Annotated in this window: 17 protein-coding genes; 5 read left to right on the top strand and 12 right to left on the bottom strand. The window is 70.4% G+C overall.

All coding sequences use genetic code 11. The features are described from left to right. Positions 1–40 precede the first annotated feature (40 nt). From hpnI to hpnK, 3 genes are all read left to right on the top strand, one after another. A complete protein-coding gene (gene hpnI, locus DK427_RS24670; protein WP_109953689.1) occupies positions 41–1,225 on the top strand; it encodes a bacteriohopanetetrol glucosamine biosynthesis glycosyltransferase HpnI in 1,185 nt (394 codons plus the stop codon). A gap of 58 nt (positions 1,226–1,283) precedes the next feature. Next, a complete protein-coding gene (gene hpnJ / locus DK427_RS24665) occupies positions 1,284–2,708 on the top strand; it encodes a hopanoid biosynthesis associated radical SAM protein HpnJ (RefSeq protein WP_109953688.1) in 1,425 nt (474 codons plus the stop codon). A 121-nt stretch (positions 2,709–2,829) separates the two neighbouring features. Next, on the top strand, positions 2,830–3,672 hold the full coding sequence (gene hpnK, locus DK427_RS24660; protein ID WP_109953687.1) for a hopanoid biosynthesis-associated protein HpnK: 843 nt from the start codon (positions 2,830–2,832) through the stop codon (positions 3,670–3,672). Positions 3,673–4,080: 408 nt separating this feature from the next. Here the strand turns inward: hpnK and DK427_RS24655 are convergent, their stop codons facing one another. Beyond that, positions 4,081–6,729, bottom strand: a complete 2,649-nt coding sequence (locus DK427_RS24655) for an MMPL family transporter (RefSeq protein ID WP_109953686.1) — start codon at positions 6,727–6,729, stop codon at positions 4,081–4,083. A gap of 598 nt (positions 6,730–7,327) precedes the next feature. Here DK427_RS24655 and hpnH point away from each other — a divergent pair. Both hpnH and DK427_RS24645 read left to right on the top strand, forming a co-directional pair. Next, positions 7,328–8,491 carry an adenosyl-hopene transferase HpnH gene (hpnH, locus tag DK427_RS24650; protein WP_109953685.1) on the top strand — a complete coding sequence of 388 codons (1,164 nt, stop codon included), beginning with the start codon at positions 7,328–7,330 and terminating at the stop codon, positions 8,489–8,491. Between the two features lie 282 nt (positions 8,492–8,773). Next, complete coding sequence (locus DK427_RS24645) at positions 8,774–11,224, top strand: esterase-like activity of phytase family protein (RefSeq protein WP_245930705.1); 2,451 nt, start codon at positions 8,774–8,776, stop codon at positions 11,222–11,224. Between the two features lie 61 nt (positions 11,225–11,285). Here DK427_RS24645 and DK427_RS24640 read toward each other — a convergent pair whose 3' ends face one another. The 11 genes from DK427_RS24640 to DK427_RS24590 form a co-directional block, all read right to left on the bottom strand. Next, positions 11,286–11,987, bottom strand: coding sequence for a phosphorylase (locus DK427_RS24640; protein WP_109953683.1), 702 nt, complete (start codon positions 11,985–11,987; stop codon positions 11,286–11,288). 79 nt (positions 11,988–12,066) lie between these two features. Next, positions 12,067–14,064, bottom strand: coding sequence for a squalene--hopene cyclase (gene shc / locus DK427_RS24635; RefSeq protein ID WP_109953682.1), 1,998 nt, complete (start codon positions 14,062–14,064; stop codon positions 12,067–12,069). 151 nt (positions 14,065–14,215) lie between these two features. Next, entirely contained in the window at positions 14,216–15,505 is a 1,290-nt protein-coding gene (gene hpnE / locus DK427_RS24630; protein ID WP_109953681.1) for a hydroxysqualene dehydroxylase HpnE, read from the bottom strand. Then, positions 15,502–16,353: a presqualene diphosphate synthase HpnD gene (gene hpnD / locus DK427_RS24625; protein ID WP_109953680.1), complete on the bottom strand. Its 852-nt coding sequence runs from the start codon at positions 16,351–16,353 to the stop codon at positions 15,502–15,504. The genes hpnE and hpnD overlap by 4 nt, the downstream gene beginning before the upstream one ends. A 15-nt stretch (positions 16,354–16,368) precedes the next feature. Continuing rightward, positions 16,369–17,253, bottom strand: coding sequence for a squalene synthase HpnC (gene hpnC / locus DK427_RS24620; protein ID WP_109953679.1), 885 nt, complete (start codon positions 17,251–17,253; stop codon positions 16,369–16,371). Next, positions 17,250–18,278: a hopanoid-associated sugar epimerase gene (gene hpnA / locus DK427_RS24615; RefSeq protein WP_109953678.1), complete on the bottom strand. Its 1,029-nt coding sequence runs from the start codon at positions 18,276–18,278 to the stop codon at positions 17,250–17,252. The genes hpnC and hpnA overlap by 4 nt, the downstream gene beginning before the upstream one ends. 130 nt (positions 18,279–18,408) lie before the next feature. Beyond that, entirely contained in the window at positions 18,409–20,382 is a 1,974-nt protein-coding gene (gene dxs, locus DK427_RS24610; RefSeq protein ID WP_425452507.1) for a 1-deoxy-D-xylulose-5-phosphate synthase, read from the bottom strand. 34 nt (positions 20,383–20,416) lie between these two features. Beyond that, positions 20,417–20,677, bottom strand: coding sequence for an exodeoxyribonuclease VII small subunit (locus tag DK427_RS24605; protein WP_109953677.1), 261 nt, complete (start codon positions 20,675–20,677; stop codon positions 20,417–20,419). 173 nt (positions 20,678–20,850) lie between these two features. Beyond that, positions 20,851–21,360 carry a tyrosine phosphatase family protein gene (locus DK427_RS24600; RefSeq protein WP_109953676.1) on the bottom strand — a complete coding sequence of 170 codons (510 nt, stop codon included), beginning with the start codon at positions 21,358–21,360 and terminating at the stop codon, positions 20,851–20,853. A 5-nt stretch (positions 21,361–21,365) separates the two neighbouring features. Continuing rightward, positions 21,366–21,923, bottom strand: coding sequence for an HD domain-containing protein (locus tag DK427_RS24595; RefSeq protein WP_109953675.1), 558 nt, complete (start codon positions 21,921–21,923; stop codon positions 21,366–21,368). Between the two features lie 29 nt (positions 21,924–21,952). Continuing rightward, positions 21,953–22,567 carry a DNA-3-methyladenine glycosylase I gene (locus DK427_RS24590; protein ID WP_109953674.1) on the bottom strand — a complete coding sequence of 205 codons (615 nt, stop codon included), beginning with the start codon at positions 22,565–22,567 and terminating at the stop codon, positions 21,953–21,955. Positions 22,568–22,656 lie beyond the last annotated feature (89 nt).

The following is a 22,656-nucleotide window of genomic DNA, read 5'->3' as shown; positions in this document are numbered from 1 at the left end:
CGCGGACCAGGCGGCCGATTCCCGCGACAGAGCGCCCCTGATGGACCTGACCTGGCTCTCGCAGATCTTCCTGCTCCTCGCGGTCGTCGGCTGCGTCTACGGCCTGGTCTCCGCCTGGCTCGGCGGCCGCTTCGCGGCGAAGCCCGCGCCGCGCCTGCCCGAGGGCGAGCCGCGCGCGTCCGTCACGATCCTCAAGCCCCTCTGCGGCCTCGAGCCGAACCTCTACGAGAACCTCGCCACCTTCTGCCGCCAGGTTTATGCCGGTCCGGTGCAGATCGTCTTCGGTGTGCAGAACGCCGCGGATCCGGCGATCGGCGTGGTGGAACGGCTCAAGAGCGCCCATCCTGATCTGCGCATCGATCTCGTGATCGACGCGCGCCAGCACGGCTCGAACCGCAAGGTCTCGAACCTCATCAACATGTCCGAGCGCATCGCCCACGACGTGATCGTGCTGGCCGACAGCGACATGGTGGTGGCACCGGACTATCTGGAGCGCCTCGTCGCCGAGCTGTCCCAACCGGGCGTGACCGGCGTGACCTGCCTCTACCACGGCGTACCGGCCAACCGCGGCGTCTACGCCCACCTGTCCGCGCTCGCCATCGACGTTCAGTTCCTGCCCAACGTCCTGATGGGCACCGGGCTCGGGCTCGCAAAGCCCTGCTTCGGCTCGACCATCGCCTTCACGGCCGAATCGCTCGCGAAGATCGGCGGCTTCCAGCGCGTCCGGAACGATCTCGCCGACGACTACGAGCTGGGCGAGGCGCTGCGCGGCCTCGGCGGCCGAGTCGCCATCCCGAACTTCTCGATCGGGCATACCTGCGTCGATACCGAGATCACCGGCCTCTGGCGGCACGAGCTGCGCTGGAACCGCACCATCCGCAACGTCGATCCGGCGGGCTACGCGGGCTCGGTCGTGACCCACGCCTTCCCGCTGGCGCTGATCGGCGCCCTCCTGCCGGGCGCGGGCACCGGGGCGCTCGCTGTCGCGGCGCTGGCGCTCGCCTGCCGCATCCTGCTCTGCGTGCGCCTGGAGCGCGCCTTCGGCCTGGAGCCGCACCCCTACTGGCTGTTGCCGATCCGCGACATCCTCTCCTTCATGAACTTCTCCTGGAGCTTCGTCTCGGGGGCGGTGACATGGAAAGGTCACGATTATCGGGTGGTTGCGGACGGTACGCTGATCCCGGAAGCGCAACTCAGCAAGGATGCTGAGGCGCCGACCGCCTGATCTTTCCGCCGATCCTCGAAATCTCGTCATCCGGCACTGCACTGAGGCCTTGAACCCCATGCGCACGCTCTTTCTCCAGGCCCCCACCTTCGACGGTTTCGACGGCGGCGCCGGCTCCCGCTACCAGGCTAAGCGCGAGATCAAGTCGTTCTGGTACCCGACCTGGCTCGCCCAGCCGGCCGCCCTGGTGCCGAACTCCAAGCTGATCGACGCGCCCCCGCACAACATCAAGCTCGACGAGATCGTGGCCCAGGCCAACGACTTCGACCTCGTGGTGCTGCACACCTCGGTCCCGTCCTTCAAGTCGGACGTGAAGACCGTCGAGGCGCTGAAGGCCGCCAACCCGAAGCTGATCGCCGGCCTGATCGGCGCCAAGGTCGCGGTGGACGCCGCCGGCGCCATGGCCCAGGCCCCGTGCATCGATTTCTGCGCCCGCAACGAGTTCGACTTCACCGTCAAGGAAGTCGCCGACGGCGTGCCGCTGTCGGAGATCAAGGGGCTGTCCTACCGCAACGCCGACGGTGTCGTGATCCACAACGAGGATCGCGAGATCATGACGGACATGGACCAGCTGCCGTTCGTGACCTCCGTCTACAAGCGCGACCTTGAGATGGAGAAGTACTTCATCGGCTACCTGAAGCACCCCTACATCTCGTTCTATTCGGGTCGGGGCTGCAAGTCGCGCTGCACCTTCTGCCTCTGGCCGCAGACGGTCGGCGGCCACACCTACCGCACCCGCTCGGTCGCGCACGTGATCGAGGAGATCAAGTATTGCCTGAAGGAGTTCCCCCAGACCAAGGAGTTCTTCTTCGACGACGACACTTTCACCGACAACCTGCCGCGCGCCGAGGAGATCGCCCGCGAGCTCGGTAAGCTCGGCGTGACGTGGTCGTGCAACGCCAAGGCCAACGTGCCGCGCGAGACCCTGAAGGTGCTCAAGGACAACGGCCTGCGCCTGCTTCTGGTCGGCTACGAGTCCGGCAACCAGAAGATCCTGAACAACATCAAGAAGGGCATGCGGGTCGAGGTGGCCGAGCGCTTCACCAAGGACTGTCACGACCTCGGCATCGCCATCCACGGCACCTTCATCGTCGGCCTGCCCGGCGAGACCAAGGAGACGATCCAGGAGACGATCGCCTTCGCCAAGCGCATCAACCCGCACACCATCCAGGTCTCGCTGGCCGCGCCCTACCCGGGCACGTTCCTGTACAAGCAGGCGGTCGAGAACGGTTGGCTCGACGTCGAGAACGCCGAACTCGTCGACGAGAACGGCGTGCAGATCGCGCCGCTCCACTACCCGCACCTCTCGCACACCGAGATCTTCTCGGCGGTCGAGGAGTTCTACAAGAAGTTCTACTTCCGCGCCCCGAAGATCGCCTCGATCGTCAGCGAGATGGTCCGCTCGCCCGACATGATGAAGCGCCGCCTGCGCGAGGGCGTGGAGTTCTGGCACTTCCTTCGGGAGCGCAAGGCCGCCGCGTAACGTCGGCAGCCGAGCAAACGAGAGAGAGGCCGGGCGCGAGCCCGGCCTTTCCCGTTTCCAGGGCGCCGCCCTGGACCCGCGAGAGGGCGCGCCCTCACGACACCCCGGACGAGGAGCCCTCGTGAAGCGACTGGTCGTCACCGCCGACGATTTCGGCCTGAGCCTCGAAGTGAACGAGGCCGTCGAGCAGGCTCACCGGGACGGCATCCTCTCCGCGGCGAGCCTGATGGTCTCGGCGCCCGCCGCCGCGGACGCGCTCGTGCGCGCACGCCGCCTGCCCGGCCTGCGCGTCGGGCTGCATCTCGTTCTGGTCGAGGCGTGGCCGACGCTGCCGGCCGCCGAGTTGCCCGACCTCACGGACGCACGCGGGTTGATGCGGCGCGACATGGAGCGCTTCGGCCTGGACCTCGCCCTGAAGCCCGCCGCCCGCCGCCAGCTCGCGGCGGAGATCCGGGCGCAGTTCGAGGCGTTTCGCATCACCGGCCTGCCGCTCGACCACGTCAACGCCCACAAGCACTTCCACATCCACCCGCTGATCGCCGGCTTGGTGCTGCGGATCGGGCGCGATTACGGGATGCGGGCGATCCGCGTGCCGCGCGAGCCGCGCGAGATCCTGCGCCGCGCCGAGCCCGGCTTCCGGCCGCGCGCCGCGCTCGACACCGCCCCCTGGGCGGCGCTTCTCGCCGTTCGCGCCCGGCAGGCCGGCTTGGTGATCCCCGACCGGACGCTGGGCCTCGCATGGTCAGGGGCCATGACGCCGGACCGGGTGGCGGCTCTTCTGGATATCCTTCCGGACGGCCTGACCGAGCTCTACACGCACCCCGCGACCGCGGGCGGCTTCGAGGGCGAGGCGCCCGGCTACGCCTACGCCGCCGAGCGGGACGCGCTGGTCGACGCCCGGGTGCGTGCCGCCGTGCAGCGCGTCAGAGCGGTGCTCGGCGGCTTCTCGGACGTGACCCACTGAAGCAGGGCAGTGCGCGTGGAAGCTTTCCGAATCGTTGCCGCGCTCCGTGACGTCGCCCCCGGAGCCCGAACTCCTGTCGTCGGCTGGGATGCTTGAGCGTCAGTTTCGGCGAGGAGGCCGATGTTCGAGAAAAGGCGCCGCCTGGGGCATCTCGGCTCGGCCTATCTGCGCTACGATCACCTCGGCGCGATCCTCACACGATAGGGTGCGCTCGCGCCTTAAAAGATCGCGATCATCGATGGCTGGAGTCGATCCAAGACCGACTTCTAGAGCGTTTTCGGTTTAACCGAACTCGTATTTTGCGGCTGCCAAGCAGCTGGCGCGGAGCGCGAAGGCGACTGAAGAAGCGCGCCCCCGCTCCCTGTGGGTGACGTAGGGCGACGCCGGACCGCTTCGGCGGCGACCGTCCTACTTCGCCGGAACCGCCTCGGCTCTGCGTGCCACGAGCGGGTCCTTGACCGCGGCGTCGCCTTCGGGCCGGTCGGCGTCCGGCTGAGCCGGGGGCGGACCCAGGAAGGCCGGCACAACGAAGAAGGCCGCCACCAGGGTGAAGAACAGGGAGAGCGCAAGCAGCTTGCCCATGCTCGCCGTGCCCGGATGGCTCGACAGCACCAGCGAGCCGAAGGCCGTGCCGGTGGTCAGCGCAGAGAAGAAGATCGCCCGCGTCAGGCTGGAAGCCAGCATGTCGGTGACCCCCGCCCGCCACGCGATCACGTAGTAGATGTGGAAGGCGACGCCCACCGCGAGCATCAGAGGCAGCGCGATGATGTTGGCGAAGTTCAGCGGCATGCCTACGACGTAGAGTGCCATCAGGGTCCACAGGGTGGCGAGCACCAGCGGGCCGAGCGTCATGGCGACATCCCAGGGCTTCCGCAGCGCCACCGACAGGATGATGAAGATCAGCACGAAGGCGGTGACGCCCGCCTGCACGAAGGCGCCGAGGATCGTGTAGGTCGAGGCCGTGGTAGCGACCGGGGCGCCGGTGGCGTGCGGTGCCACGGTGCGCACCTCGTTGGCAAAGTTGCGCAGCACCGCGTCGTCGTTGGAGTTGCCTTTCGGGTGCAGTTCGATGCGCGCACGCCCATCAGCCGCGACCCACTCCGCCTTCAGCTGGGGCGGCAGGTTGTCGAGGGTGATCCGCTCGGGGTGGATCAGCGCGCGCAGGCGCGTCAGCAGCGGGTTGAGATTCGCCGTCAGCGCGACCGAGGCGGCTTCGCGCGTGGCGACCGGGGCCGCCGCGAGCTTGTCGAGGGTGGTGGCGAGCTGCCCCGCCGCCTTTCCGCCGGGCGAGTCGTTCGCGATGCCGTTGAGGGCGGCGGCCGCGTCCTTCAACGCCTTCACGTTGTCGGCATCGGTCGGCGGGGGCGGCCGGCGCGTCGGGTTGAGCACCGGATCCAGAAGCTCCGCCGTCTCCCGGATCGTGGCGAGCTTCCTGTCCTGATCGCGCGGCACGAAGGTGTCGATGCTGTTGGCGCTCGACACCGAGGCGAGGGCGGTCAGCTTCTTCGTCAGCTCCGGTACGGCGTCGACGCTCGGCGCCAGCACGTCGATCACGTTCGGGCTGGTGGCCGGGTCCTTGATCAGGTCGAGATACGTGGCGATCGACTCGACCTTCGGACTGCGCAGGTGCATCGGGTTCGAATCGAAGGGCAGCTTCCAGAGGAGCGGCGCCCCGGCCAGCGTGATCAGGCCGACAGCGATCAGGACGCCCTTGCGGTGCTCGATGATCCACGGATCGACGCCCGAGAGCCACGTGGTCTCGACGGCCTCCTTCTCGCCCCGCGGCTTGAACACCGCGATCAGCGCCGGCAGCACGGTCAGAGCGAACAGGTAGGCCACGATCATGCCGACGCCGGCGATCAGGCCGAGTTCCGACACGCCCCGGAAGGCGGTGGGCAGGAACGCGAAGAAGCCGGCGATCAGTGAGACGGCAGCCAGCGTCAGCGACCAGCCGACCCCGCGCGAGGCGGCGCGCAGCGCGGCATCGAGCGTCGGCTGCTCGTAGCGGTCGGCCCGGTAGCGCACCGCGAACTGGATGCCGAAATCGATGCCGAGGCCGACGAAGAGCGCCGCGAACGCGACCGAGATCGGGTTCAGCTCGCCGACCATCAGGAGGCCGAGCGCCGCGGTGACGATCAGACCCGCGAAGGTCGTGATCATCACCGCGACCACGAGCGGGGCCGAGCGCAGCGCCAGCCACAGGAAGAGGACGATTGCGCCCACCGTGACGGCGTTGTTCAGGAAGGCGTCGTCGGAGAGCGTCGCGAACTCGTCGTCGGCCACGGCCACCGGGCCAGTGAGCCGCATGGTCAGACCGTACTCGGGCGCGATCTTCAGATCCTTGGCGACGTTCCGGATCAGCTTGGTCGCGTGGTAGCCGGGCTGCAGCGCGTTGAAGTCCAGCACCGGCTGGATCATCACGAACTTGCGCAGGTCGGTGGTGCGGGTCTCACCGCCCGAGAGCAGCATCTGCCAGGAGAGGCGGGCGGGCTCGCCCTTCAGCACCCGCTGGAGCACCGAATCGATCTGCCCCATGGGCTTCTCGAGGTCCTCCAGTTTGGCGTCGCCGCTCTTCACGCCGCGGGCGCCCAGGGTGAGGACGCGCATCACGCCGCGCAGAGACGGGTCGGCGGCGAGCGGCCCCAGCAGGCCCTGCTGTTGGACCAGCTGCTCGGTGGTCTTCTCAAGCTCCTGCTGCGACATCAGCAGGAGGCCGTTCTTGTCGTAGAAGGGGCCGCCGTCCGGCCGGTACACGGTCTCGATCAGGTTCTTGTGGACGGCGAGAGCCTGGACCAGCGCGGTCGCGGCCTCCTCGGCCTGCTCCGGCGTCTGCCCGTCGATGACGGCGACAACCGTGTTGGTCCGCTGCGGGAAGGCCTTCTCGTAGGCGATCTCGTCCTGCCGCCAGGGCTCCTTCGGATCGATCAGCCGCTCGACGTCGGTGTTGATCCGGAACAGATGGGCGGACAATCCCGCGCTCGCCACGGTCAGGAGCGCAGCGAGGGCGAGGACGACCCAGCGGTGCCGGACGGAGGACGCGACGAGACGTTCGATCACGGGTATCCTACCTGCCTGGGACCCGTGCCGCGCCGGTCGCGCGGCCACGTCCCTCCACATGACGGGCAAGCCCGGCACGGCGCGTCACCGCCGGCCAGGCTGACAACTGCTACGGTTCGAGACGCCTGGACCGCGCCCGATGTTCCCAGACATCGCGGGCGACCCTGCGACGCGGCCGGGCTCGCGACGGCGCGCTCCGGACAGCTTGCGGCTGGAGCGAGCCTGCGCCACGATTGCAGGCTCAGTAATCGGCCCGCGCCCCGAATGCAAACCGCCGCGACAGCGGTTTGCACCCCCATGTCCATTCGTGCGATAGCGCACGGCGATGAGCGGAAACTGAGTTCACGAGCGATCGGCCGTCCTAATCCCGACGCATTCCCCGGTTCAGTCGGGACGGATCGCCGGGGCTGGACCGCGCCGCGGCAGGAGGCCGGCGACCCGGCAGCTGTGGCCGCTTTGCTTCAACCTCGAAAACATCGCCGCGGGGAGCGGCCGACAGGGTCTCTTTGAGATCCGTTCCAGGCTACATCACTGGAACTGAGGAATTTTTCGCGTTAAGAGCCCCCGACCCCGGGGCCAACGACACAGGAGCCGCATCTTGGGAATCCCCCTCCGGTACGTCGCGAAGATCGGCGGCTACATCCTCAAGCAGCACCTTACGGGCCGCAAGCGCTACCCGCTGGTGATGATGATGGAGCCCCTGTTCCGCTGCAATCTCGCCTGCGCCGGTTGCGGCAAGATCGATTACCCGGACGAGATCCTGAACAAGCGCCTGCCCGTCGATGAGGCGCTGGAATCCGTGCGCGAGTGCGGCGCGCCCGTCGTGGTGATCGCGGGCGGCGAGCCGCTTCTCCACAAGGATCTGCCGAAGATCGTCGAGGGCATCATCGCCCAGAAGAAGTTCGCCATCGTCTGCACGAACGCGCTGCTCCTCGAGAAGAAGATCAAGGAGTACAAGCCCTCCCCGTACTTCACCTGGTCGATCCATCTCGATGGCGACAAGGAGATGCACGACCAGTCGGTCTGCCAGCGCGGCGTCTACGACAAGGCGGTGGCGGCGATCGCGAAGGCCAAGGAGATGGGCTTCCGCGTCACCATCAACTGCACCTTCTTCAACAACTCTTCGGCCGACAAGATCGCCGACTTCTTCGATTCGGTGACCCGCATGGGCATCGACGGCATCACGGTCTCTCCGGGCTACGCCTACGAGCGCGCCCCCGACCAGAAGCACTTCCTCAACCGCAAGGCGACGAAGGATCTGTTCCGCGGCGTGTTCCGGCATGGCAAGGAGAAGGGCCGCGAGAAGTGGACCTTCCAGCAGTCGGGCCTGTTCCTCGACTTCCTGGCCGGCAACCAGACCTACCACTGCACCCCGTGGGGCAACCCGACCCGCACCGTGTTCGGCTGGCAGAAGCCCTGCTACCTGCTCGGCGAGGGCTACGCGGCGACCTTCAAGGAGCTGATGGAGGAGACCGACTGGGACGCCTACGGCACCGGCAACTACGAGAAGTGCGCCGACTGCATGGTGCACTCGGGCTACGAGGCCTCCTCGGTGGTCGATTCGGTGCGCAAGCCCTGGAAGCCGGTCCTGCACGCGATCCGCGGCATCCGGACCGAGGGCGAGATGGCTCCCGAGGTCAGCCTGGAGAACCAGCGCCCGGCCGAGTTCGTGTTCTCGCGCAACGTCGCCCAGAAGCTCTCCGAGATCAAAGCCTCGGGCGCCGACACGAAGCAGGAAGCCCGCAAGCGCAGCGCCGCCTGAGGCCTCGAAGCATCCATCGGACTTCGAGACCCGCGCGGCCCGGCCGTGCGGGTCTGCCCGTTCCAGCCCGAGCGTTGCCACGGCCATCCGGCGCTCATCCTGTGTCCGGGATGCCACGTCCGGGTGTGGACCTTTATTCCTTGCGGCCCGACCTCCAATCGTGACACGCAACCGTCATCGGCCCCCCGTAGCTGCGACCCATACGGCCAAGCTTTAGAGCCGGAGGGGGTTGGGGTGATGGTGAAACGATCGTCTGCGGTGCGCACCGCGGGATCTCTCGGCGTGCTCGTCGCCCTGACGGGTGCGGCAGCGGCGCAGTCGATCGTTGCGACGCGCCCGAACCTGCAGCCGGTCGACGGCCCGGTCTCGACGACGCTCAACGGAACCACGATCACGAACCAGGGCCTTCAAGGTGTCGGCCGCCTCTCGGCCTCCACCCGCGACTTCCTGGGCGATACGCTGGGGTCCTTCTCGTCGCTCGCCGTCGATCTCGCGAGTTGGCGCCGCAACGGCGACACCTATTCGGGCACGCTCTTCACCCTGCCGGATCGCGGCTACAACAATCCTGACGGCGGCATCTTCTCGGATTATGCCGGGCGACTGAACTGCTTCAGGCTGAGCTTCACGCCGGAGCCCAACGCCAACCTGCCGCAATCGACGGCCTCGCAGCGGCAGATCACCCTGACGCCCGATGGCGGCCTCGTCCTCACCGACGCGCTCGGGCGCCGGTTCAGCGGCTTCGATCCCGGCACCGGCACCACCACGCAGCTTGGCGCGATCCTGCCCGCGGCCACGACCGGCGCGAGTGCGGGCCGGATCAGCCTCGACGCGGAAGGTCTCGCCCGTCGCCTCGACGGATCGTTCTACGTCAGCGACGAGTACGGTGCGAACGTCTACTACTTCAACGCGAGCGGACAGCTCCAGGGCGTGCTCGGCGTGCCCGAGGCGCTGCGCCCGCGGACCGGCGGCCAGCTCAATTTCAACTCGATCAACCCGCCGGATACCGGACGGCGGAACAACCAGGGCTTCGAGGCGCTCGCGCTCACGCCCGATGGCCGCAGCCTCGTGACGATCCTGCAGAGCGCGGCCCTCCAGGACTCGACGGCGAACCAGCAGACGCGCCTCAATACCCGCATCCTGGTCTACGACATCGCGGCGAACCCGGTCCCGACCGCGCCGGTCCGGGAATACGTGCTGCAGCTGCCGGTCTACCGCGACAACGGCAACGGACAGGCGGCGAACAGGACGGCGGCGCAGAGCGAGATGCTCGCGCTCAACGACACGCAATTCCTGGTTCTCGCCCGCGACTCGAACGGCCAGGGCACCGGCAACACCACGCCGATCGTCTACAAGAGCGTGCTGCTCGTCGATATCGCGGGGGCGACGAACATCGCCGGCTCGACCTTCGACACCACCACGACGCCGATCGCGCCGGGCGGCACTCTGCGGCCGGATATCCGGCCGGTTCAGACCAGCGAGGCGGTCAACCTGCTGAACCCGGTGCAGCTCAACCGATTCGGCATGAACCTCGACACCAACCCCGCGACCCGGACCACGCTGTCGGAGAAGATCGAGGCGCTCGGCCTCGTGCCGGTGCTGAGCGAGCGCGCGCCGAACGACTATTTCCTCCTCGTCGGCAACGACAACGACTTCCTCACCCGCCAGGGCAGCATCAACGGCCAGAGCTACGATGCGGGTCTCGACAACGATTCGGTCCTGATGGCCTACCGGCTGACGCTGCCGACCTACGTCGATCCGCTCTCGCTCGCCGTGATGAAGCAGACGGCGCCGGTGGTGCTCCAGGGGCTCGGCAGCGCGACACTCGGCTTCGCCGCTTCCGCGACCCGCGGTGTGCAGGACCACCTCTCGGCCCTGCGCCGGGGTGCCGGCACGGCGACGCCCTGGGGCCAGGGCTGGGGCCTCTGGGTCGGCGGCGATTTCGTCTTCGCCGACCAGCCGCGCAACGGCGGCCTCGCCCTCGACCGGACGATCGCGCAGGGCACCGTCGGTCTCGACCTGCCGCTCGCCGGTCCCTGGCGCGCGGGCGTCGCGGTCGGCGGCGGCGCCGGCTCGCTGAGCCGCCCCGGCGGCTACCGTCAGGACCACAGCGCCTACACGTTCAGCGCCTATGGGGGCTATTACGGCCCGGACTTCTACGCCCAGGGCATCGTCGGCGGCGCGCCGGACGTGAGCCTCGACCGCATCCGCCGGCCGGGCGCCTACGGCCTGACGGCGACCGGGCGGACGGAGGGCAGTGCCCTTGCCCTCGACGGCGAGGTCGGCGTCCCGTTCCGGCTCGATCAGGTCCGCCTGACGCCGTTCGCCGGGATCACGCATCTCGTCGGCCGGGTCGACGGCTTCACCGAGACCGGGGCGGCCGGCAACAACGTCGCCTATCAGGCGCTCACGGTCCGGCAGACCGCCGCGCGCTTCGGCGCGGAGGCCGCCTTCTACGGCTTCGGCGCGCTGATCCCCTCGGTGCGGCTCGCCTACAACCTCGCCACCGGGCCGCAGAGCAGCCTCGCCTCGGTTCGCCTCGCCAGCGTCGAGAACAGCCTCGCGAGCGCCGCCGTGACGGTGCCGTTCCTGCGCGACGACTTCGTCACGGCGGGCGCCGGCCTGCAGGGCGCGATCAGCGAGCAGCTCGGCTGGCGCGTCGACTACCAGGCCGCGATCGGCCTGCGGTCGGGCACCGCCCACGGCGTGACTGCCGGCCTGCGCTACCAATGGTGAGCTGAAGGGACGGCATCGCCCAGCCGCGACGGCGTGGGCCGCCGCGGCCGGGCATCCGCCGTCAGGAGAGCCCGAGGCCGGGTCCGAGCCGGTCGCGGCAGCGCGTCAGGGATGCGAAGGCCACCGAGGAATCGCGGCCGAGCCGGATCAGGTCGCCGATCCGGGCCCGGCCGCTCAGAACGGCAGCGAGCACGGCCCGGATATCGGGCTCCCCCTCGGGGGTCAGCGCCGTCGCCGCGAAGGCCGGCAGTGCGCGCTCGGCCGGGTCGCAGACGACCCGGATTGCGCCGAAGGGCATGGCGTGTCGCTGGGCGAAGGCGGCCGCCACGTGCGATTCCATGTCGACCGCGAGCGCCCCGGTCCGGGCGTGGAGCGCCGCCTTGTCGGCTACCGCCATGACGGCGACGTCGGAGCCGGCGAGGCCGCCGGCGACCACCCGGCCCGGCAGGCCGCTCAGGCGCGCGTGCAGACGATGCGCGAGGTCGGGATCGGCAGGATGGCGCCCGTCCGCGTTCAGATGGGTGCAGACGACGACGTCGCCCGGCCGGAGCGTCGGGTCGAGGCCGCCTGCGATGCCGAAGCTGATCACCGCCCGGCAAGTCGGCGGCGCGCGACCGGACAGCAGGGCGCGCAGCCGGTCCGGGCTACCGCCGGCACCGATCGCCTCGACGCCCGCGCCCGCCGCGATCCGGCGCTCGCGGGCGAGCCCGGTGACGGCGAGCACCGGCGGGTTCTCGGGCTGGTTGCCCGGCGTCGCTTGCATGGCGGTCTCGAAAAGCGTGCGGCCCCCGCTCAGATGGAGCGGGGGCCGCAGGGATGGGGCTCGGTCTTGAGAGGCGGCCTCACATGCCGAACTGCACCTGCCGCGAGTTTCCGCGCTTCAGGTTGCGGTAGCGGGCCATGGCCCAGAGCGGGAAGAACTTCGGGTAGCCGTGGTAGCGCAGGTAGAACACCCGCGGGAAGCCGGTCGCCGTGTAGCGCTCCTCGTTCCAGAAGCCGTCCGCCCCTTGCGTCCGGGTCAGGAAGTTGATGCCGCGCGCGACCGCCGGATCCTCGCACTCGCCCGCCGCCATAAGGGCGAGCAGCGCCCAGGCGGTCTGCGAGGCGGTGGACGAGCCGGGCTCGAAGGCCGGGTCGATCTTGTAGCTCGACGCGTCCTCGCCCCAGCCGCCATCCGGGTTCTGGATGCGGATGAGCCAGCCGACCGCCTTGCGGATCTCGGCGGATTGCGGGTCGACCCCGGCCGCGTTCAGCGCGCAGAGCACCGACCACGTGCCGTAGATGAAGTTCATGCCCCAGCGGCCGTACCACGAGCCGTCGGCCTCTTGGTCGTTCAGGAGGTAGGTCACGCCGCGGTCGAGCGCCTTGGAGGTCTGGCGGGTCTCGCCGAGCTGCGAGAGCATCGAGACCACGCGCGCCGTCACGTCCGCGGTCGGCGGATCGAGCAGCGCGCCGTGGTCCGAGAACGGGATGTGGTTGAGGTACATGTGGTTGTTGTCGGCGTCGAAGGCCGCCCAGCCGCCGTCCTTCGACTGCAGCCCCTCGACCCACTCGCGGGCGCGGGCGATCGACGCCTTGTAGTCCGGCATGCCGGCGACCAGACCGTGCTGGCGCATGGCGCGGTCCATCGACATCACCACCACCGCGGTGTCGTCGAGGTCGGGATAGTGGGCGTTGCCGTACTGGAAGGCCCAGCCGCCCGGGCGCACGTCGGGCTTGGCCGCGGCCCAGTCGCCCTTGATGTCGAGGATCTGGCGGGGCTTGAGCCAGTCGAGGCCGGCCCGGGCCTGCGCCTCCGCCTCGGGCCCGCCGGCCTCGAGGAGCGCGTGGCTCGCGAGTGCGGTGTCCCACACCGGGGAAACGCAAGGCTGAACGTAGGCCTCGTGCGGCTTCTCGACGACGAGCTTCTCGATCGCGTCGCAGGCGATGCGGACCTGCGGGTGATCGGGGCCGTAGCCCATCACCTCGTACATCAGCACCGAGTTGACCATGGCGGGGAAGATCGCGCCGAGGCCGTCCTCGCCGTTGAGGCGCTCGCTCACCCAGGCGCGGGCCTTCTCCATGGCGCGCTTGCGCGGCCCCTTGGGGAAATGATTCTCGGTCTTCTGCAGGATGCGGTCGATGAAGCCGAAGATCGGGGTCCAGGGCCAGGTCGCGTGCGGGCTGCCCGGCCAGAAGCGGACCGATTCGGGCGGCGTGACGAACAGCTCCTGCACGCCGATGCCGCGCGGGTTGCGGGCGCGGGGCTTCGTGGCCTGGAGCACGAAGAGCGGCACCATCACGCAGCGGGCCCAGTAGCTCACCTTGTCGAGGTGGAAGGGGAACCACTTCGGCAGGAACATCACCTCGACCGGCATCGCCGGCACGGCGCGCCAGGGCACCTCGCCGTAGAGGGCGAGCATGAAGCGGGTGAAGACGTTGGCGTTGGCAGCCCCTCCGCGGGAGAGGATCGCCTCCCGGGCGCGGCGCATGTGCGGCGCCTCGATGTCCTCGCCGATCATCTTGAGCGCGAAGTAGGCCTTCACGCTCGCGCTCATGTCGAACGGGCCCTCGTGGACCAGCGCCCAGCCGCCGTGCGGCCCCTGCGTGCGCCGCAGGTAGTTGCCGATCTTCGCCTCCAGCCCGGGGCGGGGATTCGTGCCGCGGAACTGGTGGTAGAGGACGTACTCGGACGGGATGGTGGCGTCGGCCTCCAGCTCGAAGCAGATATGGCCGTCGTCGTGGGCGAGATCCGTGAGGGCGCGCGTCGCCTGCGCGATGCTCCGCTCGACGGCGTCGAGGGTAATCCCCTGCGTCTTCGGGCGCTGTAGCGCCTCGATCTTGCTCACGGCCTCTCTCATCGTCCTCGCCTCTTCGACGCCGGCGCCCCGGAGGGCCTGCCGCGCGCGTCGCGTGTCTGATCAACCGAGGCCGTAACGCGGAAGGACCGCGACCGGCTTCGGGACGCGGACCGGAATCCCGCGCCTGATTCCCAAGCCCTCGGCTTCTGCCTCAGGCCGCTCCGCGCGTGCGTGTTGCACCGCACGCAAGTGCTCGCGCCGCCGTGCGACCCGAGCGGATCGCGCCCTCGATGGTTGAGGGCAGGCCCGTCGCGGTCCAGTCGCCCGCCAGCACGAGGTTGTCGTAGGCCGTCTCGGCGCGCGCACGTCGAGCCGCCTCCGCGGGGGTGGCCGCGAAGGTGGCGCGCTTCTCTTTTACGATCTGCCAGCTGGGCAGTTCCCGCGCAAGATTACCGAGCTGGGCGATCTCCCCCCAGATCTCGCGGGCGAGATCTTCACGCGGCACGTCGAGGAGCCGGTCGGCCCCGCTGATCGTGACCGAATACCGGTCCGGATAGGCGAAGAGCCACTCGGTCAGCCCGTTCACCACGCCGAGAAAAAGCGGGCTGCCGGGCTTCGGCGCGAGCGCGAAGTGGGCGTTGACGATCGAGCGGTATTCCCGCGGCGTCGGCAGGTCGGGCAGCATCTCGGCCGCGACCCACGGGGGCAGGGCGAGCACGACCGAATCGTTCGGGCCGAGCGTGGTCGGGCCGTCCGAGAAGTCCAGGCGCTCGGCGCGCCCGCGTCCGAGGCCGAGCGCGCGCAGGCGGCGGCCGAAGCGGATCTCGCCGCCCCGACCCTCGATGAAGCGGATCGCCGGATCGACGAAGGCCGCCGAGAGTCCCTCGACGGCGACCAGCGGCCGGCAGGCCTGCCCGCCGGCGCCCAGCGTCTCGCGCAGGATCTTCGCGGCCAGGCCCACATCGCTCTCGCGCGGGTCGGTGTTGAGGGCGGCGAGCAGCACCGGGTGCCAGAGCCGCTCGTAGAGCGGGCCCTCGCAGCGCATATGGGCGCCGATCGTGCCGCCCTGGCCGTCCTTCTGCCCGGCGGCGGCCAACAGGATGCCGAGCGGCGCGAGGTAGTCGCGGGCGCGGGTGCCCGGCACGCGGCGGTCGGGGCTCAGCACCCACCAGGGCAGGCGGCCCCCATTCGGGCGCAGCTGCCAGCGCTCGCCGGACCGCAGGTCGGCGAAGTCGAACACCGCCTCGTCCGGCCCGGTGAGCGCGTCGGCGGGCGCGCCGACGACGCGCAGGAAATCGAGCGTGTCCGCGTTGCCGGAGAGCAGCAGGTGGTTGCCGTTGTCGATCGTCAGCCCGAGGGCCGGGTCGTAGTAGGAGCGGCAGCGCCCGCCCGCCTGCTTGGCGGCCTCGTGCAGGACGACGTGCTCGCCGCGCTGGACCAACGCGACGGCGGCGGAGAGCCCGGCGAGTCCCGAGCCGACGACGTGGACGGTGCCCATCAGACGATCCCGTGCCGCAGCGCCACGCCGATCAGGGCGAGCTTGGCCGGTTTCACGCGGGCGCGCGGAGCGGCCCAGCCGCGCCGGAGCAGGGCGACGAGGTAGAGTCGGTAGGCGGCGGCCATCAGGCGCGCGGCCTTGGTGGCGCGGCGCGGGTTGCGGCGGATGATCTCCCAGGTCGCCCGGTAATGCCCCTCCGCCTCCTTGGCGAGGGCGGCGCAGACCTCGCCGATGCGCGGATGGGCCATGGCGGCGGCCGGCGTCGGGTTGTCCAGCCCGATCGCGGCGAGCGGCTCGCGGGGCAGGTAGAGGCGGCCGCGCTCGGCGTCCTCGTCGATGTCGCGCAGGATGTTGGTGAGCTGGAGCGCGCGGCCCTGGTGCCAGGCGAGGCGGATCCCGTCCTCCTCCGGCATGCCGAAGATGCGCACCGAGAGGCGCCCGACCGCGCTGGCGACCCGGTCGCAGTAGAGGTCGAGGGTGGCGGCGTCCGGCGCGACGATGTCGGTGAAGGCGTCCATCGCCATGCCGTCGATCACGGCGTGGAAATCCTCGCGCTTCAGGTCGTACTCCTTCACCGGCCCGACGAGGTCGCGCACCCGCGCGGCCGGGCGGCCGGCGTAGAGGGCATCGATATCGGCGCGCCAGCGCTCCAGCTCGGCCGCGCGCAACTCGGCGGGACCGCCGTCGTCGGCGACATCGTCCACGGCACGACAGAAGGCGTAGACGGCGTACATCGCCTCGCGCCGCTCCTTCGGGAGGAGCCGCATGGCGGTGTAGAACGAGGAGCCGGCGGCCGGCAGGGCAGGGGCCTCGGCGGCGGGCTGGGCAGCGGTATCGACGGCGGCGGTCATGATCTCAGCTGTCTCTCAGGCCGCAGCGCGCGCGAGCCGGCCGCGGAAGGGCCGGCGGGCGAGCGCGCCCGCCGCGGCGCCGAGCGCGGTCAGCGCGAAGGCGGCCTTGCCGTGGTGGACCTTCTCGGAGAGCGGGTCGCGGGTGAGCAGGCCGCGCGTCAGCAGCACGGCGAGCCGGTGGATCGCGGCGATCTCCATGGAGAGGCGGGTGTCGTCGATGAGATCGGGCAGCGCGCGGCCCTCCTCCAGCAGGGCGAGCGTGCGCCCGGCCAACTCGCTGATCACGGCGCGCAGCTGCGGCGTGGCCGTCGGTTCGCCCAGCATGGCGACGGTGGCGCCGTGCTTCCGCAGCGTCTCCTCCGGGATGTAGACCCGGTCCATCTTGGCGAAGTCCTTGCCGCAATCCTGCAGGTGGTTGAGGATCTGGAGGGCGGCGCAGATCGCGTCGGACGCCTTGTAGACCCGGGCCGGGTCCTCGCCATGCACGTCGAGAACGTAGCGGCCCACCGGCATCGCCGAGTAGCGGCAATAGTGGATCAGCTCGTTCCAGTCGGCGTAGCGGTTCTTGCGCGCGTCCATGCGGAAGGCGTCGAGCAGTTCGAGCGCGTGCAGCGGCGGCAGGCCGCGGGCGGCAAGCTCCGCCTTCAGCGGCTCGGCCTCCGGGTCGGACGGGCCGGCGCCGGTGAGCGCGTCGGCGAGGCCGTCGAGCAGCGCGATCTTCTGCTCCGACGATAAGTCCGGATGATCTGCCACGTCGTCGCCCGCGCGCACGAAGTAGTAGAAGGCCAGGATCGGCGGCCGATTGCGCGGGTGGATCAGGTGCGAGGCGACCGGAAAGTTCTCGTCGCGGTGCCCCTTGCCAGAGCGCGTCGCGGTCGCGGTGTCGAGGGCGGCGCTCATCGCAGATACCCCGCGTTGCGGAACCAGCCGATCGCGTCCTCCAGGCCCTGTCGGTAGGGGCGGGCGGAGTAGCCGAGTTCGGCCCGCGCCTTGGCGTCGGAGAAGAACATCCGGTAGCGCGACATGCGGATGCCGTCGATCGTGGCGAAGGGCTGCTTGCCGGTGAAGCGGGCGGCCAATTCCGAGAAGAAGGCGACGGGATAGACCGCGCCACGCGGCAGGTTCACGGTCGGGGGCCTACGGCCAACGATGCGGGCGATGTCGGCGAGCATCTGCGACAGGAGCACGTTCTCGCCGCCCAGGATGTAGCGCTCGCCGATCCGGCCTTTCCGAAGCGCCAGCAAGTGGCCGGCCGCCACGTCGTCGACGTGCGCGAGGTTGAGGCCGGTATCGACGAAGGCCGGCATCTTGCCCATCGCCGCCTCCTGGATGATGCGCCCGGTGGGCGTCGGCTTCACGTCGCGAGGGCCGATCGGGGTCGAGGGGTTCACGATCACGGCCGGCAGGCCGTCGTTCTCCACCATCTCCTCGACCACGCGCTCCGCCACGACCTTGCTGCGCTTGTAGGCGCCGATCGCGGTCTCGGGCGTCAGCGGCATGGTCTCGTCGGAGGGCGTGACACCGTCCGCGGGCGGCCGGATCGTGGCGACGCTCGACGTGTAGACCACCCGCTCGACGCCAGCATTCAGGGCCGCCTGCATCATCACGCGGGTGCCGTCGCGGTTCGTCCGGACGATCTCCTCCATGTCGGGCGCCCAGAGCCGATAATCGGCGGCCGCGTGCACGAGATAGCGCTGGCCCCGCATCGCCTGCGCGACCGCGGCGGGATCCCGCATGTCACCCTCGGCGATCTCGACATCCGTCCAGGTGAGATTCTTGCGCGGGCTCGTGGCGCGCACGAGGATGCGCACGGGGAAGCCCGCCGCCCGGAACACGTCCACGAGGGCCGGGCCGAGAAAGCCGCTCGCGCCGGTGATCAGCACGGGGCCGGGTTCGGAGGGGCCGGTCTGGGTCGCCTCTGCCATCACGCTCGTATCGTCACGAAGACGCGGTGCGGGCGAATCGGCCCATCGTGCTGCACCGCGGTGCGGGGGCTTGTGTCACCGAACGCCGCGGGGAACAAGCGGGGCCGGCGGACCGGCCCCCTTGCGTGTCTCAGGCCAGCCGCAGGCGCGAGCGGCCGTCCTGGCGCTCGGGCAGGACCTCGTTGATCTTGGCGACGATGGCGGCGGCGTCGAGCCCGGCCTCGGCGTACATCCGGTCCGGCGTGTCGTGGTCCTGGTAGGCGTCCGGCAGCGTCATCGTGCGGACCCGGACCCGCATCGCGTCCAGCACGCCCCGCTCCGACAGGAGATGCAGCACCATCGCGCCGAAGCCGCCGCGCGAGCCCTCCTCCAGCGTGATCAGAACCTCGTGGCTCGCCGCCAGGTCCAGGATCATCCCCTCGTCCAGCGGCTTGGCAAAGCGCGCATCCGCCACCGTCACGGCGACGCCCGCCTCCTCCAGCTGGTCGGCCGCCTTCAGCGCCTCAGAGAGACGCGTGCCGAGCGACAAGAGCGCCACCCGCGCACCCTCGGGACGCCGCAGGATCCGCCCGCGCCCGATCGCCAGCGCCTCGCCCCGCTCGGGAAGCTCAACCCCCACGCCCTCGCCGCGCGGGTAGCGCAGCGCGATCGGCCCTGAGTCGTGCGCGTGACAGGTCGCCACCATGTGCACCAGCTCGGCCTCGTCGGCGGCCGCCATCACCGTCATGTTCGGCAGGCAGCAGAGGTAGGCGAGGTCGAAGGCGCCCGCGTGCGTGGCGCCATCCGCGCCCACCAGCCCCGCCCGGTCCAGGCAGAAGCGCACGGGCAGGTTCTGCAGGGCCACGTCGTGCACGACCTGATCGTAGGCGCGCTGCAGGAAGGTCGAGTAGATCGCAACGAACGGCCGGTAGCCCTCGGTGGCCAGGCCGCCCGCGAAGGTGACCGCGTGCTGCTCGGCGATGCCGACGTCGAAGGTGCGGCTCGGATGCGCCTTGCCGAACAGGTCGATGCCGGTGCCGCCCGGCATCGCCGCGGTGATCGCCACCACCTTCGGGTCGGCGTCGGCCGCCTTGATCAGGCTCTCGCCGAAGACGCGGGTGTAGGCCGGGGCGTTCGGCTTGGCCTTGGCCTGGACCCCTGAGACCACGTCGAACTTGACCACGCCGTGGTAGCGGTCGGCGCTGGCCTCGGCCGGCGCGTAGCCCTTGCCCTTCTGGGTGACGACGTGGAGCAGGATGGGCCCGTGCTCGGCGTCGCGCACGTTCTTGAGGATGGGCAGGAGGTGGTCGAGGTTGTGCCCGTCGACCGGTCCCACGTAGTGGAAGCCCATCTCCTCGAACATGGTGCCCCCGCCCACCACGAGCGAGCGGGCATACTCCTCGGCCGCCGCCGCGCGCTGGTAGATGGCCTTCGGCAGGAGCTGGCCGAGCTGCTTGGCGGTCTCGCGGAGCGAGCGGTAGGTGCCGCCGGAGGCCAGCCGGGCGAAGTAGGCCGACATGGCGCCGACAGGCGGCGCGATCGACATGTCGTTGTCGTTGAGGATGACGATGAGGCGCGAGTGCAGGGCGCCGGCATTGTTCATGGCCTCGTAGGCCATGCCGGCCGACATCGAGCCGTCGCCGATCACCGCGATGACGTTGCGGCGCTTCGGACTCTCGCGGCCGGCGGCCTTGGCCTCGGCCACGTCGAGGTCGCGGGCGACCGCCATGCCGAGGCCGGCGGAGATCGAGGTGGAGGAGTGGGCCGCGCCGAAGGGGTCGTAGACGCTCTCGCTCCGCTTGGTGAAGCCCGACAGGCCGCCGCCCTGGCGGAGCGTGCGGATGCGGTCGCGGCGTCCGGTGAGGATCTTGTGCGGGTAGGCCTGGTGGCCGACGTCCCAGATGATGCGGTCGTCGGGCGTGTCGAAGACGTGGTGCAGCGCGACCGTGAGCTCGACGACGCCGAGCCCGGAGCCGAGATGGCCGCCGGTGACGGAGACCGCGTCGATCATCTCGGCGCGCACGGCGTCGGCCACAGCCTGAAGGCGGCTCTCCGGCAGGCGGCGCAGGGCCGCCGGCTCCTCCAGACCCTCAAGGATCGACGTCACGCTCTCGTTCTCGGCCACGGCATCAATCCTCGTCCTGTCCGGGATGGGCGGACTACTCGACGTCCAGCGGCGCCACACCCTCGGCGCGGCCCTCGGGCCCGAGCGTGATCCGCTGGATGCGGGCCTCGGCCCGCTTGAGCAGCTGCTCGCAGTGCCGCTTCAGCATCTCGCCGCGCTCGTAGATCGCGACGGATTCGTCCAGCGGAACGTCCCCCCGCTCGAGGCGGCGCACGATCTCCTCGAGCTGCTCGAGAGCCTTCTCGAAGGGCAGGTCGGGCGCGGCGGGGGCGGTATCGGAGCGAGCTGCGGTCATCCCTGGATGTTTCCTTTGGACCGGTTCTAGGGCGGAGGACACGCCCGGGACAACCCGGGGGTAGGCGCCGGGCCTGTATGACCCACCGCTTTCGCGGCCCTGACGTGCCGGGGCAACACCCGCGGCGGTGGTACGGTACGGCCCGATACGCGACCGGTCGCGGCACCACGCCCCTACACCGCGAACTGGAACGGCGCGCCCTCGTAGGCGTCGGCGCCGCGGCCGATCGCCTGGATTGCCGCGACCATGCGCCCCTCGCGCCCGAGGATCCGGTCGGCCAGCGCCACGAAAAGCGGGTTCGGCGTGGCGGAGGGCGAGGCGGCGCGCAGCGCCCGCGCGACCTCGGCCTCGTCGCGCTCTGGCCGCAGGGCGCAGGCCGCAATGTAGGCCGCCGCGGTCGAGCGGCTGATCCCCGCCCAACAGTGGATGATCAGGGGGCGCTCGCGGGGCCAGGCCCGCACGAAGGCGATGATCCGCTCGACATGCGTGTCGTCTGCGAGCACGTGGCCGTCCGTCGCCGCCGCGATGTCGCTGACCGCGATCACCGCGCGGCAGTCCGGCGGCACCGTATCGGGCAGGTCGGGCGCGTTGCCGGAAGTGAGCAGGCTGAGGACGTGGCCCGCTCCCGTGGCCGCGACGGTCTCGGGCAGGCGCGCGAGGGAGCAGACGTGGAGGGTCGGCATCGGATCTATCCGGCGAGCGCTTCGAAGCGGGCGATGTAGCGGTCCTGCGCCCGGGCGGTCGGCCAGGGCTCGGCGAGCGCCAGGACCGTCTCGGGCAGGGGCTCGGCCCGGCCGAAATAGCGCGCCGCCTCGGCTTCCGTGAAGCCCGCGAGCCGCACGGCCTCGACATGGGCGGCGATCCGGTCGGCCCGCTTGACGAGGCGGGACAGGGCCGGGTCCGGCGCGTCGAGCCCGAAGCGGCGGCGGATCGCGGCGAGCAGGCGCCGCTCGACCCCCTTGTAGGCATCGCCGATCGCGGCCTTGAGCGGCGAGATGATGTCGCCGACCACGTATTCGGGCGCGTCGTGCAGCAGGAATTCGAGGCCCTGCGGCGCCGTGCAGTCCGGCCGCAGGTGCAGCCCGATCGCCTCGACCAGCAGGGAGTGCTGGGCCACCGAGAAGACGTGCTCGCCCGCGGTCTGACCGTTCCAGCGCGCGACCCGCGCGAGGCCGTGCGCGATGTCGGCGAGCTCGATGTCGAGGGGGGAGGGGTCGAGCAGGTCGAGGCGGCGGCCGGACAGCATGCGCTGCCACGCGCGCGGGGCAGGCGGGTTCACGCCCGCCCTCCGTACGCGGCGCAGGCCGCGTGCCGGTGGCAGCCGACGAGGTGGTCGTTCACGAGGCCGGTCGCCTGCATGAAGGCGTACACGATGGTCGGCCCGCAGAAGCCGAACCCTTGCGCCTTCAAGGCCTTGCTGACCTGCCGGGAGAGCGGCGTCTCCGGCACGATCTCGGCGCGGGTGCGCGCCGTGCCCTGGATCGGCTGCCCGTCCACGAAGTCCCAGAGGAAGCGCGAGAAGCCCGGCCCCCGCTCCTCGATGGCGAGCCACGCGCGGGCACCCCGGATCGTCGCCTCGATCTTGGCGCGGTTGCGGATGATGCGGGCGTCGCTCATCAGGCGCTCGACATCGGCATCCGTGAAGCGGGCGATCCGCTCCGGCTCGAACCCCGCGAAGGCCTCGCGGAAGCCTTCGCGGCGGCGCAGGATAGTGATCCAGGACAGGCCCGCCTGGAACCCGTCGAGGATCAGCTTCTCGTAGAGGGCGCGGCCGTCGCGCTCCGGAACGCCCCACTCGGTGTCGTGGTAGGCCATGTAGAACGGGTCGTGCCCCGGCCACCAGCAGCGGGCGCAGTCGTCGGGATGCTCGATGAGGCCGGTCTCGGACATGGGCCCGGTTTAGCGAGAACAAGAGCGGAACGCCATCGTCCTCAAGGCGTGCGCGCAGCGCATCCTCACCTCCGCGCAGACCACCAGCC

The organism is Methylobacterium radiodurans, from assembly GCF_003173735.1.
In the GTDB taxonomy this organism is placed as follows: Bacteria; Pseudomonadota; Alphaproteobacteria; order Rhizobiales; family Beijerinckiaceae; genus Methylobacterium; species Methylobacterium radiodurans.
This window is presented reverse-complemented; position numbering and strand designations above follow the sequence as displayed.

Coding starts and splice junctions, on each gene's coding strand:
- hpnI (WP_109953689.1), top strand. CDS start 41: ATGGACCTGACCTGGCTCTCGCAGATCTTCCTGCTCCTCGCGGTCGTC.
- hpnJ (WP_109953688.1), top strand. CDS start 1,284: ATGCGCACGCTCTTTCTCCAGGCCCCCACCTTCGACGGTTTCGACGGC.
- DK427_RS24640 (WP_109953683.1), bottom strand. CDS start 11,987: ATGCAAGCGACGCCGGGCAACCAGCCCGAGAACCCGCCGGTGCTCGCC.
- shc (WP_109953682.1), bottom strand. CDS start 14,064: ATGAGAGAGGCCGTGAGCAAGATCGAGGCGCTACAGCGCCCGAAGACG.
- hpnD (WP_109953680.1), bottom strand. CDS start 16,353: ATGACCGCCGCCGTCGATACCGCTGCCCAGCCCGCCGCCGAGGCCCCT.
- hpnC (WP_109953679.1), bottom strand. CDS start 17,253: ATGAGCGCCGCCCTCGACACCGCGACCGCGACGCGCTCTGGCAAGGGG.
- hpnA (WP_109953678.1), bottom strand. CDS start 18,278: ATGGCAGAGGCGACCCAGACCGGCCCCTCCGAACCCGGCCCCGTGCTG.
- DK427_RS24605 (WP_109953677.1), bottom strand. CDS start 20,677: ATGACCGCAGCTCGCTCCGATACCGCCCCCGCCGCGCCCGACCTGCCC.
- DK427_RS24600 (WP_109953676.1), bottom strand. CDS start 21,360: ATGCCGACCCTCCACGTCTGCTCCCTCGCGCGCCTGCCCGAGACCGTC.
- DK427_RS24595 (WP_109953675.1), bottom strand. CDS start 21,923: ATGCTGTCCGGCCGCCGCCTCGACCTGCTCGACCCCTCCCCCCTCGAC.
- DK427_RS24590 (WP_109953674.1), bottom strand. CDS start 22,567: ATGTCCGAGACCGGCCTCATCGAGCATCCCGACGACTGCGCCCGCTGC.